A 12356-nucleotide genomic window follows, 5' to 3' on the forward strand; every position below is an offset into this window, starting at 1 on the left:
GGCGGAGCAAGGAGCGTAGCGACGCAGGGCAGACCCGAGGATCCATGCCGGGACTCAGAAGCGCTGCTACGGTGCAGAATTCTGCTCCGCTCCGCTCTATGGCTGAGGTCTCGGAATGGATCCTAGGGTCTCCGCGACGTCGCTTCGCTCCTGCTTCGCCCGAGGATGACGAAATTGGGGCGCCGACCTGCAAAAACTGAATCATCCAAGACGATTGACCGCAATTGCTCATGACCTGATTCAAATTCATACGAAAGGAAACACCATGGCCACCACAAAACTCCTGAGCGATGCTGAGGTCGAAAAGATCCCGGCCGTTAAGACCGTGTTCGACGACATCCGCGCGACGCGTAAATCCGATTTCGTCAACAATTTCTGGCGTGGGCTGGCCAATGATCCGGCGTCATTGAAGCGGGTGTGGGAGCAGCTCAAGGTGGTGATGGTTGCCGATAGCGCCATCGATCCGTTGACCAAGGAGATGATCTACATCGCCGTGTCGACCGCCAATGGCTGCTCCTACTGCGTCCATTCGCATACGGCGGCGGCACGGGCCAAGGGTATGACCGATGCGCAGCACGGCGAGCTGGTGTCGATCATCGGGCTCGCCGGCCAGACCAACCATCTGGTGACGGCGATGCAGATTCCGGTCGATCCGCAATTCGAGGTGAAATAAGGAGCAGCATCAGGGTCGGAAATTTCATGGACAAGACGACCACATTTCCAACTTCGCTCTCCGGCTATGAGATTGAAGGGCTGGTCGGAGATGATGCTCCACGATTGGTGCAATTATACAAGGCCTGCGCGGACTATGCCGTGCTGGAACGAGGCGAGCCGCCCAATGCCGACAGCGCGAGGGAGGAATTCGAAAGCTTTCCCCCCAACCGGACGGATGCCGACAAGTTCGTATTCGGATTGAGAGCCATCGATGGCGAATTTGTCGGCATTATGGCTTGCGACCGCGACTATCCGCAGGCTGGATGTTGGTGGATTGCCTTGCTCATGGTCGATCAAGCCCTTCGCCGACAAGGGGTGGGACGTGCCCTCTGCGACGACTTTTTCAAGTGGTTGATAACCCGGCGGGTCACCCGCGTGGAGCTTGGCGTCTTGACGGAGAATGAGCAGGCGCTTCGCTTTTGGCGGGGGCAAGGGTTTGGTCTAGTGCGAACGACGGGGCCGATCAGCATCGGCTCCAAGCGGCATATGGTGCAGGTTTTGGGCCGATCGTTGTGAGCACATCCGTTGGTGCGTCTTGGGGGGAGGATCCATCCGGCACCCTCGCATGTTTCGAATAGTGACTATTGGTGGCCGCCGCTGAGGCTCCCGCGGTCGATAGTCCACAGTTTGCCCAGCCGCTGTTAAGGAAGTGACATGGAACGGCACTAAGGAAGCCCCGTGCGATGCCGCTCGCCTGGGGCGCGGCTCGCATGGTGGAGCCGGCATGAAAATCGTTCAGATCACAGACACCCATTTCAGCCCGAACAAGCCGCACTTCAACGGCAATTGGGAGCCGCTGGCTGCTTGGATAGAGCAAAGCGGCGCCGACCTCGTCATCCACACCGGCGACCTCAGCGTCGACGGCGCCGACAAGGATGACGACATCACCTTCTGCATGGATCTGATGCGGGAAGTCGCCACGCCGATGCTGCTGGTGCCCGGCAATCACGATGTCGGCCATCCCCCCGGTTCGCTGCAGCGGTCAATGCCGGACGCCTCGAGCGCTGGCGGCGGCTGGTTGGCCCTGACTATTGGATGGAGGACGCGGGAAGCTGGCGCCTCGTCGGGCTCGACAGCCTGCTGATGGGGTTTGACGATGCCGAGGACGAGGCGCAGTTCGACTGGCTGCGGACCGTGCTGGAAAGCCGCGGTGGCCGGCGCATCGCGCTCTTCGCCCACAAGCCGCTGTTCGTCGATCGGCTTGGCGAGGGCGATACCGGCTACTGGAGTGTCAGGCCGGCGCAACGCCAGCGCCTCTACGACCTGATCGCGGCTCACGATGTCGCGCTGTTTGCAAGCGGCCACCTGCACCGGGCCTGGCAAGGCAAATACGAAAACACGTCGCTGGTATGGGGTCCGTCGGCGGCCTTCGTGGTTGGCGAGATGGAGCGCGAGATGCCGGGCGAGCGGCTGCTCGGTGCCGTCATCCACCAGTTCGGCGACACGGTCGCCAGCGAGATCGTCGCCGTCCCCGGCATGACGGCTTACGTCCTCGATGATGTGGTGGCTGAGGTTTATCCGCACGAGGCGCACAAGGTTCGAAAGCGGGTCGCCTCATGAGCGCGCTGTCGCTTCGCGGCCTGAAGAAATCCTTCGGCGGCAACCCCGTTTTGAATGGCGTCAGCCTCGATGTCGAAGCCGGCGAGTTCATTGCGCTCGTCGGCCCTTCCGGGTGCGGCAAGAGCACCTTGCTGCGCATCCTGGCCGGGCTGGACCATGCCGACAGCGGCGACATCTTCGTTGGTGGCCGGGACATGTCGCCGGTTGCCGCAGCCGACCGCAACATCGCCATGGTGTTCCAGTCCTACGCGCTCTATCCGCATTTGACGGCGGGTCAGAACATCGCCGTGCCGCTTGCCATGAAGCGGCTGAGCCGGTCGCAGCGCCTGCCGCTGGTCGGCTCCCTGCTGCCCGGCCAGAAAGCGATCCGCACCGGCATCGCGCGCGATGTCCGCGAGATGGCGGGTTTGCTCAAGATCGACCATCTGCTCGACCGCAAGCCGGGGCAGATGTCGGGCGGCCAGCGGCAGCGCGTGGCGCTGGCGCGCGCCATGGTGCGCCATCCCAGCATCTTCCTCATGGACGAACCGCTCTCCAATCTCGACGCCAATCTGCGCGTCCATGCCCGCGGCGAGATCGTCGAGCTGCACCGCCGCGCCGGCGTGCCGACGCTCTATGTGACGCATGACCAGGCCGAGGCGCTTTCGATGGCCGACCGCGTCGCCGTCATGATCGGCGGCAATCTGCTGCAGCTCGCCGCGCCCGAGGTGATCTACAACGATCCCGCCCATATCGAGGTCGCGCGTTTCGTCGGCCAGCCGCGGATCAACATCATCCAGGCGCAGGCCGAAAACGGCCGCGTCGGTTTTGACGACATCCGGCTGGCCCTGCTGGAGAAGGTGGCAAACGGCCCGGTCAGTCTCGGCATCCGGCCCGAATTCGTCAAACTTTCTCCCAACGGGCGGAGCGGCCTTGCCGCGCGGATCGACCGCCTCGAATTCCTCGGTTCGGAAGTCATTGCCCATTGCCGTCTCGACGCCTCCGGCGACAGCGTCATTGCCAAGCTGGCGCCGCATGAAGCCAGGGACCTGATTGCCGGGATGCCGGTGGGAGTCCTGTTGCCGCCGGAACAAGCGATGGTCTTCGGGCCGGAGGGAAAGCGGCTGCGGATTGCTGATGTGGCGGGCGCACGGCAGGAGCCGGCGTATGTCTAGCGTCGCGCTGGCGGGCAATGCCCCGAGCGCCGCAGCGCTTCGTGCACGCAGCGAAGACCGCACTGCCTGGCTGCTGGCGGCGCCGGCTATCGTGCTGTTGCTGCTGTTCGTGCTGTTGCCCGTGGCCGCCGTCATCTTCCTCGGCTTCACCGATTTCCAACTCGGCTACGGCAAGTTTCGCTTCGTCGGCTTCGAGAATTATGCGCATCTCCTGAACGACCGCACCTTCCGACGGTCGCTGTGGAACACATCGGTCTACACGGCCATCGTCGCGCCGGTCTCGATCGCGCTTGGCCTCGGCGTTGCCCTGTTGATCGAAGGCGAGGGGCGGGCGCGCGGCTTTTTCCGCACCGTCTATTTCTTGCCCGTGGCCTCGCTGATCGTCGCCATGGCGACGGTCTGGCAATACATCTTCCACCCGACGATCGGGCCGCTCAACGCTTTGCTTTCGCTGGTCGGCATTCCCGGCCCGAACTGGCTCGGCGCGTCGAACACGGTGCTTTACAGTCTGTCGATCACCGGCATCTGGCAGTCGGTCGGCTTCAACATGGTGCTGTTCCTGGCGGGGCTCACGGCGATCCCGCGCGAGCTCTACGCCGCCGCTCACGTCGACGGCGCGAAATCGGCGCTCGACCGGTTCTTCCTGGTCACCTGGCCGATGCTCGGACCAACGACGCTGTTCGTCGTCACCATCAGCATCACCAACGCGGTGAAGGTTTTCGAAACGGTGAAGATGCTGACCGATGGTGGCCCCAACAAGGCGTCCGAAGTGCTGCTTTTTACCATCTACCAGGAGGGTTTCGTCTATCTGCGCGTCGGCTACGCCTCGGCGATGACGGTCGTGTTCCTTGCGATCCTGGTCGTGCTGATGCTTGTGCAATACCGCGTGCTCGACCGGCGGGTGCACTACACATGAGCAGCACCGCCATCCCGGCGGGCCGCATCGTCCGCTTCGCGCTGCTTTCGCTCGGCGCGCTGATTATCCTTGCGCCCTACATCGTCATGATCTCGACGGCGGGCAAGACGCAGAGCGACATCTTCACTTCGTCGCTGACGCTCATCCCGCAGCATTTCTACTTCGCCGAGAATTTCGCCAAGGCGTTTGCCAAGGTGCCGATGGCAACGCTGCTGTGGAACGGTGTCGTCGTCTGCGGCCTGATCTTCTTCTTCCAGGTGGTGGTTGCCATCCCTTGCGCCTACGCGATGGCCAAACTGAAGTTCCGCGCCGCGCGGCTGATGATGGTGCTGGTCATGCTCGGCCTGCTGGTGCCGATCCATGCGACGGCGCTGCCGCTCTATGTCGCCTTCGACAAGATGTCGCTGCTCAACAGCTACACTTCGCTGGCCGCGCCCTTCACCATATCGGTGTTCGCGATCTTCATGTTCCTGCAGTTCTTCCGCGCCATGCCCGACGACCTGCTGCACGCGGCGCGGCTCGACGGCATGTCGGAACTCGGCATCATCGCCCGCGTCATCGTGCCCAATGCGTGGCCGGCGGTCACCGCCTTCGCCATCTTCTCCGTCGTTGCGCACTGGAACGACCTCTACTGGCCGCGGATCGTCGTCAGCAAGCAGGCCTACGCCACACCGCCGCTCGGCCTGATGTATTTCCGCGCCGCCGAGGCCGGCGACGACTACGGCGCGCTGATGGCCGCCACGCTGATCATCACCCTCCCGCTCGTCGCCGCCTTCCTGCTCGCGCAGAAGCGCTTCGTCGAGGGCATCACCATGACCGGTCTCAAAGGCTGAATTTGCCAATAACTGACTGGGCCAACAAGGAGCACGACCAATGAAGCATTTCTCCAGGATTTTTGCGGCGGCGGCGGTGTCGCTGGCGGCGGCCCTTCCGGCCTATGCCGAGACGACGCTGACGGTCCACTACCCGATGCCCGGCTTCTTCAAGAACGTCATGGACACGATCTCGAAGAAGTTCATGGAGGAAAATCCCGACATCAATATCCAGTTCGCCAGCCCGTCGGCGACCTATGAGGAAGGCATCCAGACCATTCTTCGCCAGGCCGGCACCGACGAGATGCCCGACATCACCTTCATCGGCCTCAACCGCCTGCGCATGCTCAATGAGCGTGATGTTGCCGTCGATCTCGGCCCGCTGGTCAAGAAGGAAGGCAACATGGCGGAGCTCGGCTTCTCCGACACGATCCTGAAGCTGGCGCAGGTCAACGGCAAGCAGGTTGGCCTCGCCTTCGCCACGTCCAACCCGATCATGTATTACAATGCCGACCTGGTGAAAGCGGCCGGCGGCGATCCGGACAATCCCCCCAAGACCTGGGACGAGGTCATCGCGCTCGGCGGCAAGATCAAGGCTTTCGGCAACGGCGTCGACGGCATCGACTTCCGTTGGCAGGGCGATGACTGGATGTTCTCGGCGCTGCTGTTCGGCGCCGGCGGCAAGATGCTGAACGAGGACGAAAGCAAGGTCGCCTTCAACGGGCCGGAAGGCGAGAAGGCGGTGGAGATCCTTGAGCGGATGGTGAAGGAGGGCGGCATGCCGGTCTTCACCAAGCCAGCGGGCGAGCAGGCCTTCGCGGCCGGCAAGGTCGGCTTCGAATTCCAGACCACCGGTGCCTTGGTCAACACGATCAAGAATGTCGGCGACAAGTTCACGCTGCGCACCGCCAAGATCCCGCTGATCGATCCGGTCAACGGCCATCTGCCGACCGGCGGCAATGCCGTGGTCATCCTGACCAAGGACGCGGCCAAACAGGAAGGCGCCTGGAAGTTCGCGAAATTCGCCGCCGGCCCCTATGGCGCTTCCGTTGTTGTGCCGGGCACGGGCTATGTTCCCAACAATGAGCTCGCGGCGAAATCGTCAGACTATCTCCGCGATTTCTACAAGAAGAACCCGCTCTTCCAGGCCGGGCTCAGCCAGATGCCGCTGATGGTTCCGTGGTATGCTTTCCCGGGCACCAACGGGGTCAAGGTAACGCAGACCATCGTCGACAACCTGTCGCGCATCGTCGACCAGTCGGCCTCACCCAAGGAAGCGCTTACGGACGCGGCCAGCGACGTCGAAGGCATGCTGCCGACGCAGTAAGGTTTTTTCCAGAGCAGCCGCCGCGCCCGCGGGGCGGCTGCTCTGTGTCAGACCGGCCTGTAGACCCGCTCGGCCGTGTTCCAGAAGATGTCGGCCTCGGCCGCCGCGCCGTGCTTCGCCACCGCATCGCGGTGCGCCTTAATCAGCTCGGCGTGGCTGGTCCACAGCTTCTCGATCGGGAAGTTCGAGCCGAACATCAGGTGGTCCGGGCCCAGAACATCGATCGCGTTGTCGACGATATAGGCGATGAGCGCCGGATCGTTGCGGTGGACGAAGGTGCCGAGACCGGACAGCTTGGCGTAAAAATTCGGCGCTGCCGACAGCGTGCGCAGGCCGGCCTTCCACGCCTCGGTGGTTTCCGGCTCCATGCCGGTCAGCATGCCGGCATGGGTGAGGATAAAATTGGTTTGCGGGTTTTCGCCGACCAGCGTCAGTCCATCCTTCATCTGGGCAGGGAAGAGCTGCAGGTCGAAGGACAGGCCATAGTCCTTCAGCCTGGCGACATTGGCGCGCACCTTGGGGTCGATGACCTGATCGGCAGAGGCCGCGAAGCGGAAGGCCGGTGTTTCGTGCCAGTGCAACTGCATGCGCACGCCGCGCAGCAGCTTGTACTTTGTCAGCCGGTCGATCTGCGGCCTGACATCATCCAGCGTCATGTCGGCATAGCCGACGATCGCGTGCGGCCAGCCGGTTTCATCAGCCGTCTTCTGCAGGAAGGCGACTTCCTTCTCGAAATCCTCCTTGGCCCAGTTGGTCTGGACATAAACGGCCTTCTCGACGCCCGAGCCTTTCTGGTCTTCAAGGAATTCCTCGATCGGATAGTCGCGGCGGATCGGCTCGTAGGGGCCGAAAATCCGCGGCACCATCGGCCCGACCAGCCAGGGCTGGTCCTTCTGGCGCCAGATGTGGAAATGCGCGTCGATGGCTTTCTGCATCACGAAACCCTTTTCCAGATTGTCGCCGCCGCCGGAGCAGGGCGGGCAAGCGACAGGATGAAATCGGTGAGGCCGGCGAGCGAGGAGCCGTCGACCAGATCGTCCAGCGCCGGCAGGATGGCACGGAGAGCAGCCGTCACTGGGCGGAAACGCGGGTCGCCGGCCAAAGGTGTGGCCAGCGACAGCCGGAAGGCGCGGGCGCTGAGCCTTCGCATCGCCATCTCCAGCTCGACATGGTCGCCGCGCTCCAGCGCGTCGGAGAGAATGACGATCGCGGCGCCGCGCGCGAAGGACGAGAAGCGTGGCACCGAGAGGAAGGCGAGCAATGTCGGCCCCATCCGGGTGCCGCCGTCCCAGTCGTCGACCTGGGCGGCCGCGCGTGCCAGCGCCTGGCTACGGTCGCGGATGCGCAGTGCGGTAGTGATGCGGGTCAGCCGCGTGCCGAAGGTGAAAATCTCGGCGCGGTCCGCGCCCTGCACGGCGGCATGCGCCAGCTTGAGGTAATCGGCCGTATGCAGCTTCATCGAGCCGGAGACATCGATCAGCAGCAGCAGCTTGCGCGGCACGGTCTGGCGCCGGCGCAGCAGCGGCGAGGGGACGTCGCCGTCGGCACTGACGATTTCCCTGAGCGATCGGCGCAAATCGAGCTTGCCGCGCGAATGGGTGCGCACGGTGCGGAAGGAGCGGCGGGCGGGCAGGGCGGTGGAGAGCTTGCGGCGGAAGGCGGTCAGCCTGTCGTCGTCGCGCAGGAAATCGCGCGTGCTCAATTGTTCCAGGGCCGAGGACAGTTCGCCCCCTTCCTGGCTGTGCTCGGCTTCAATCCGCTGGTCGTCGGCGCCGCCATTATCCTTGATGCGGGTTTCCTCGTCGGCGTCGCCTTCGACCACGGCAGAAGTGTTGCCGTAGAAATGGCTCTGGAAATGCGCTTCGAATTCGTCACGGCGGTCAGGTGGTGGCGCGAGCGTAGCAAGGGCGGCCTCGCGAATGTCGGCCATCGAGCGGGGGCCGAGCAGGGTTACGGCCTGCATGAAGCTGGAGATTTGTTCGGGGGCGATGGCGAAGCCGTAGCGGCGCAGCAGGCGGCCGAATCCGAGCAGGGGCGCTGCGGCGCGGGGCAGCGCGCTCACACCAGCGCCTCGTCGACAATCCGGCCAAGCTCCGGCGCGATGTAGGACAGGTCTTCCTCGTCCTTGATCAGCACGCCGATGGCGCGGCGGAAGGCTTCCGGCCACGGGCTGCCGCCTTTTTCGAGGATGGTGGCGGCATTGGCCCATTCAACTGCCTCGGCGATGCCGGGCGGCTTGGCCAGCGGCCGGGCGCGGATGGTCTGCACGGCGGCGGCCACGGCGCGTGCGGTGGCCTCAGCCACATCGCCGGCGCGCAGCATGATGATGGCGGCTTCGCGCTCGGCGTCGGGATAGCCGATCCAGTGGTAGACACAGCGCCGCCGCAGCGCCTCGGCGAGTTCGCGGGTGCGGTTGGAGGTCAGGATGACGATCGGCTGGGCAGCGGCGCGGATGGTGCCGCGCTCGGGAATGCTGATCTGAAAATCGGAGAGGAACTCCAGAAGCAACGCCTCGAACTCATGGTCCGAGCGATCGATCTCGTCGACCAGCAGCACGCGTTGCTCCGGTGCGCGTAGCACCTGGAGCAGCGGCCGGGCGATGAGAAAACGGTCGTCGTAGATGTCGATTTCGTGTTCACCGGCATGGCGGATGGCGAGCAGCTGGCGCTGGTAGTTCCATTCGTAGAGCGCGTGTGCGGCATCGATGCCTTCATAGCATTGCAGCCGAACCAGATCTCGGCCGAGCAGCTCGGCGATTGCCTTCGCCGCCTCCGTCTTGCCGACGCCCGGCGCGCCTTCGAGCAACAGCGGCTTGCCCAGCCGGATCGCCAAGAAGATGGCGGTCGCCAGGCTGTCATCGGCCAGATAGCGCGAGGCGGCGAGATGCTGCGCCACCGCCTCCGGCGAGGTCGCGACAGTCTCTGCATTCACTCCGGACATCTCGTCTCTCAATTCGCCGCTTGCGCCTTGAGCGCGCGCAAAATGCGCTCGGGCGTGATCGGCAGCGTATCGACGCGCACGCCGACGGCGTCGAAGACGGCGTTGGCAACCGCCGGTATCTGCGGGTTGGCGCACATTTCGCCCGGCCCCTTGGCGCCATAAGGCCCGTCGGCCGAGGGCCGCTCCAGGACGATGATCTCGGTCTCGGCGAGATCGCCCGGACCCGGCATCAGATATTGGTTGAAGTCGGTGCCGCCATGATCGCGGTTGGGATAATAAGGCTCGGTGGTTTCGTAGAGCGCGTGGCTGATGCCCATCCAGGAGCCGCCGACCAGCTGTTGCTCGACCATTCTGGGGTTCAGCGCGCGGCCGATCTCGAAGACGTTCTTGACTGTCAAAACCGTGACCTCGCCAGTCTCGTCGTCGACCTCGACCTCGGCCACGGTGCAGGCATGCGCGTAGCAGGTCGACGGCTTCATCGCGCCGGTGTCTTTCTCCGGATAGGAGCGCGGGATCAGGAACATGCCGCGGCCTGAGATCGAGCGGCCGCGCTTGAAATGCGCCGACAAAGCGACATCGAAGATCGAGATCGATTTCTGCGGTGCGCCCTTGACCAGGATGTTGCCCTGGCCGTCGGTCTCGAGGTCGGAGGCGTTCACTTCCAGTTCCTCGGCCGCCACTTCCAGCATCACCTGGCGGGCTTCCCTGGCCGCCTGGATGACGGCATTGCCGGCGCGGTGCGTGCCGCGTGAGGCAAATGTGCCCATGCAGTGCGGACCGGTGTCGGTGTCGGCGGTGTCGACGACGACGCGGTCGGTCGGCACGCCGATGGTCTCGGCGCAGATCTGCGCCATGATCTGCTTCATGCCCTGGCCGAGATCGACCGAGGACAGCGTCACCATGAAATTGCCGGTCGGTGTCGAATGCACCAGCGCTTGGGTCGGGTCGCCGCCGAGGTTCATGCCCGTGGGATAGTTGATCGCGGCAACGCCGCGTCCGCGCCGGATCGCCATTTCAAGCTCCGTTCTTGTAGGAAGACATCGCCATGTACTTCTCCGCCACCGGCCAGTTCGCGGCGCGCGATGCTTCCTGCATGCACTCGATCAGCGCCGCGCCCTCGGTCGGTTGGCGATGCGCCTTCATGTCGCCGTCGCGGTAGGCGTTAATGAAGCGGAATTCGAGCGGGTCCATGCCGATCAGCCGCGCCAGCTTGTCCATCTGCACCTCCAGTGCGAAGTCGCCGATGGTGACGCCGAAGCCGCGCATGGCCGATGACGGCGTGCGATTGGTGTACACGCAGTAGGTGTCGATCCAGACATTGGGGATGGTGTAGGGGCCTGGATAGTGCCCGGCCCCCTTCTGCGCGCCGTAAGGCGAGTGGCGTGAATAGGCGCCGGCATCGGTGTAACCGGTAACCTTGCGCGCGACGATGCGGCCGTCCTTCATCACGCCGTCCTTGATGACGACCTTTTCGGCGGCGCGGGGTGAAGAAATCTGCATCTCCTCCTCGCGGCTGTAGATGAAGGATACCGGGCGGCCGGTGAGCTTGGCGCCGAGGATGGCGATCGGCTCGACGATGACGTCGACCTTGCCGCCAAAGCCGCCGCCGACGGTGCCGCCGACGAAATGCAGCTTGCTGCCCGGCATCTGCAGGATGATCGAGGCGTTGTCGAGAGTGAAGAACATCGCCTGCGTGTTGGTGTAGCAGGTGAAGCGGTCATTGCCCTCGGGCGCCACCACGCAGCCCGTGGTCTCGGTCGGCGCATGCTCGATCGGGGAGGACTGATAGCTCTGTTCAAGGATGTGATCGGCGCCGGCAAAGCCCGCCTCGACATCGCCGAAACGCACCTTTCGGCATTCGCCGCTGTCATAGAGATAATAGTTCTGGCCGTGATATTCGTTGACCAGCGGCGCGCCTGGTTTCAGCGCTTCCTCCATGTCGAAGACGGCCGGCAGCACCTCGTAGTCGACCTTGACCTTGGCGGCGGCTTCCTGGGCGGCGCGCTCGGTCTCCGCCAGCACCGCCACCACGGCCTCGCCCTTCCAGCGCACCTTGCCGTCGGCCAGCACCGTCTCGTCCTCCGGGCCGATCTGGATCAGGATCAGGATGGTGTAGACATTGTGCGGCACGTCCTTGGCGGTCAGCACCTTGACCACGCCCGGATACTTCACCGCCTCGGAGGTGTTGATCGAGCGGATGCGGGCGTGGTGGTGCGGGCTGCGCACCATCTTCAGGTGCAGCATGCCGGGAAAGTTGCGGTCGGCGAAAAAGGCGGTCTTGCCGGTGACATGGCCGGGCGAATCCGAGCGCGGCCTCGGCTGGCCGATCTCGTGCAGATCGTCCTTGCGGACATCGGCGAAGTAGTTCTTGCGCAGTTCCATATTGCTTCCCCTCAGGCCGCGTTCTGCGAATTGGCACGGGCCGCGGTGAGCACCGCCTGGATGATCGGCTCGTAGCCGGTGCAGCGGCAGATGTTGCCCGAAAGCGCTTCCACCACCTCGTCGCGGCTGGGGTTGGGCGTGTGGTCGAGCAGCACCTTGGCGGCCATGATCATGCCCGGCGTGCAGAAGCCGCATTGCGTGGCGAAGGTGTCGAGGAAGGCGCGCTGCAGCGGATGCAGCACGCCACTTTCCGACAGTCCCGACGTCGTGGTGATTGTTGTTCCGTTGCAGGTTTCAGCCAGCGTCAGGCAGGACAGCCGGAGCTCACCGTCGATGATGACGGAGCAGGCGCCGCAGGTGCCCTGGTGGCAGCCGCCTTTCGGCGATGTGTCGCCGACCTTGTCGCGCAAGGCGTTGAGCAGCGTCGTGCCGCTGTCGATGAATTCGGCTTTCTCGGAGCCGTTGAGGGTGAACTGGACCGGGACCTTTGCCATGTTTTCTCCTTGCGCGCCTGCCCGACGGATCGGACAGACGCGCGCCCCCCAACGGGT

Annotated in this window: 12 protein-coding genes and 1 pseudogene; 7 read left to right on the forward strand and 6 right to left on the reverse strand. The window is 64.1% G+C overall.

Annotated features, from left to right (window positions below; genetic code table 11):
* Window positions 1-265 precede the first annotated feature (265 nt).
* From HGP13_RS16060 to HGP13_RS16090, 7 genes and pseudogenes are all read left to right on the forward strand, one after another.
* Window positions 266-673 carry a carboxymuconolactone decarboxylase family protein gene (locus HGP13_RS16060; RefSeq protein WP_172227131.1) on the forward strand — a complete coding sequence of 136 codons (408 nt, stop codon included), beginning with the start codon at window positions 266-268 and terminating at the stop codon, window positions 671-673.
* A 26-nt stretch (window positions 674-699) separates the two neighbouring features.
* Window positions 700-1230 (forward strand): GNAT family N-acetyltransferase, encoded by a 531-nt coding sequence (locus HGP13_RS16065; RefSeq protein WP_172227134.1) that lies wholly within the window; start codon window positions 700-702, stop codon window positions 1228-1230.
* A 208-nt stretch (window positions 1231-1438) separates the two neighbouring features.
* Window positions 1439-2274, forward strand: a pseudogene (locus HGP13_RS16070) (metallophosphoesterase).
* Entirely contained in the window at window positions 2271-3428 is a 1158-nt protein-coding gene (locus tag HGP13_RS16075) for an ABC transporter ATP-binding protein (RefSeq protein WP_172227137.1), read from the forward strand. Before HGP13_RS16070 ends, HGP13_RS16075 begins: the two are co-directional and overlap by 4 nt.
* Complete coding sequence (locus HGP13_RS16080) at window positions 3421-4344, forward strand: sugar ABC transporter permease (protein WP_172227140.1); 924 nt, start codon at window positions 3421-3423, stop codon at window positions 4342-4344. The genes HGP13_RS16075 and HGP13_RS16080 overlap by 8 nt, the downstream gene beginning before the upstream one ends.
* On the forward strand, window positions 4341-5177 hold the full coding sequence (locus HGP13_RS16085) for a carbohydrate ABC transporter permease (protein ID WP_172227143.1): 837 nt from the start codon (window positions 4341-4343) through the stop codon (window positions 5175-5177). The genes HGP13_RS16080 and HGP13_RS16085 overlap by 4 nt, the downstream gene beginning before the upstream one ends.
* A gap of 40 nt (window positions 5178-5217) precedes the next feature.
* Window positions 5218-6483, forward strand: coding sequence for an ABC transporter substrate-binding protein (locus tag HGP13_RS16090; protein WP_172227146.1), 1266 nt, complete (start codon window positions 5218-5220; stop codon window positions 6481-6483).
* 47 nt (window positions 6484-6530) lie between these two features.
* Here HGP13_RS16090 and HGP13_RS16095 read toward each other — a convergent pair whose 3' ends face one another.
* From HGP13_RS16095 to HGP13_RS16120, 6 genes are read right to left on the reverse strand one after another with little or no spacing between them, the layout of a single operon-like run.
* Window positions 6531-7418 (reverse strand): amidohydrolase, encoded by an 888-nt coding sequence (locus HGP13_RS16095; protein WP_172234737.1) that lies wholly within the window; start codon window positions 7416-7418, stop codon window positions 6531-6533.
* The gene (locus tag HGP13_RS16100; RefSeq protein ID WP_246707455.1) at window positions 7418-8536 is read right to left on the reverse strand and encodes a VWA domain-containing protein; all 1119 of its coding nucleotides are present in this window, start codon (window positions 8534-8536) and stop codon (window positions 7418-7420) included. The genes HGP13_RS16095 and HGP13_RS16100 overlap by 1 nt, the downstream gene beginning before the upstream one ends.
* Window positions 8537-8541: 5 nt before the next feature.
* Window positions 8542-9423 carry a MoxR family ATPase gene (locus HGP13_RS16105; RefSeq protein WP_172227149.1) on the reverse strand — a complete coding sequence of 294 codons (882 nt, stop codon included), beginning with the start codon at window positions 9421-9423 and terminating at the stop codon, window positions 8542-8544.
* Window positions 9424-9431: 8 nt separating this feature from the next.
* Window positions 9432-10436, reverse strand: coding sequence for a molybdopterin cofactor-binding domain-containing protein (locus tag HGP13_RS38565; RefSeq protein WP_172227151.1), 1005 nt, complete (start codon window positions 10434-10436; stop codon window positions 9432-9434).
* 1 nt (window position 10437) lies between these two features.
* Complete coding sequence (locus tag HGP13_RS38570) at window positions 10438-11805, reverse strand: xanthine dehydrogenase family protein molybdopterin-binding subunit (RefSeq protein WP_172227153.1); 1368 nt, start codon at window positions 11803-11805, stop codon at window positions 10438-10440.
* 11 nt (window positions 11806-11816) lie between these two features.
* Window positions 11817-12299: a (2Fe-2S)-binding protein gene (locus tag HGP13_RS16120; protein WP_172227155.1), complete on the reverse strand. Its 483-nt coding sequence runs from the start codon at window positions 12297-12299 to the stop codon at window positions 11817-11819.
* Window positions 12300-12356 lie beyond the last annotated feature (57 nt).

Source organism: Mesorhizobium sp. NZP2077, assembly GCF_013170805.1.
In the GTDB taxonomy this organism is placed as follows: Bacteria; Pseudomonadota; Alphaproteobacteria; order Rhizobiales; family Rhizobiaceae; genus Mesorhizobium.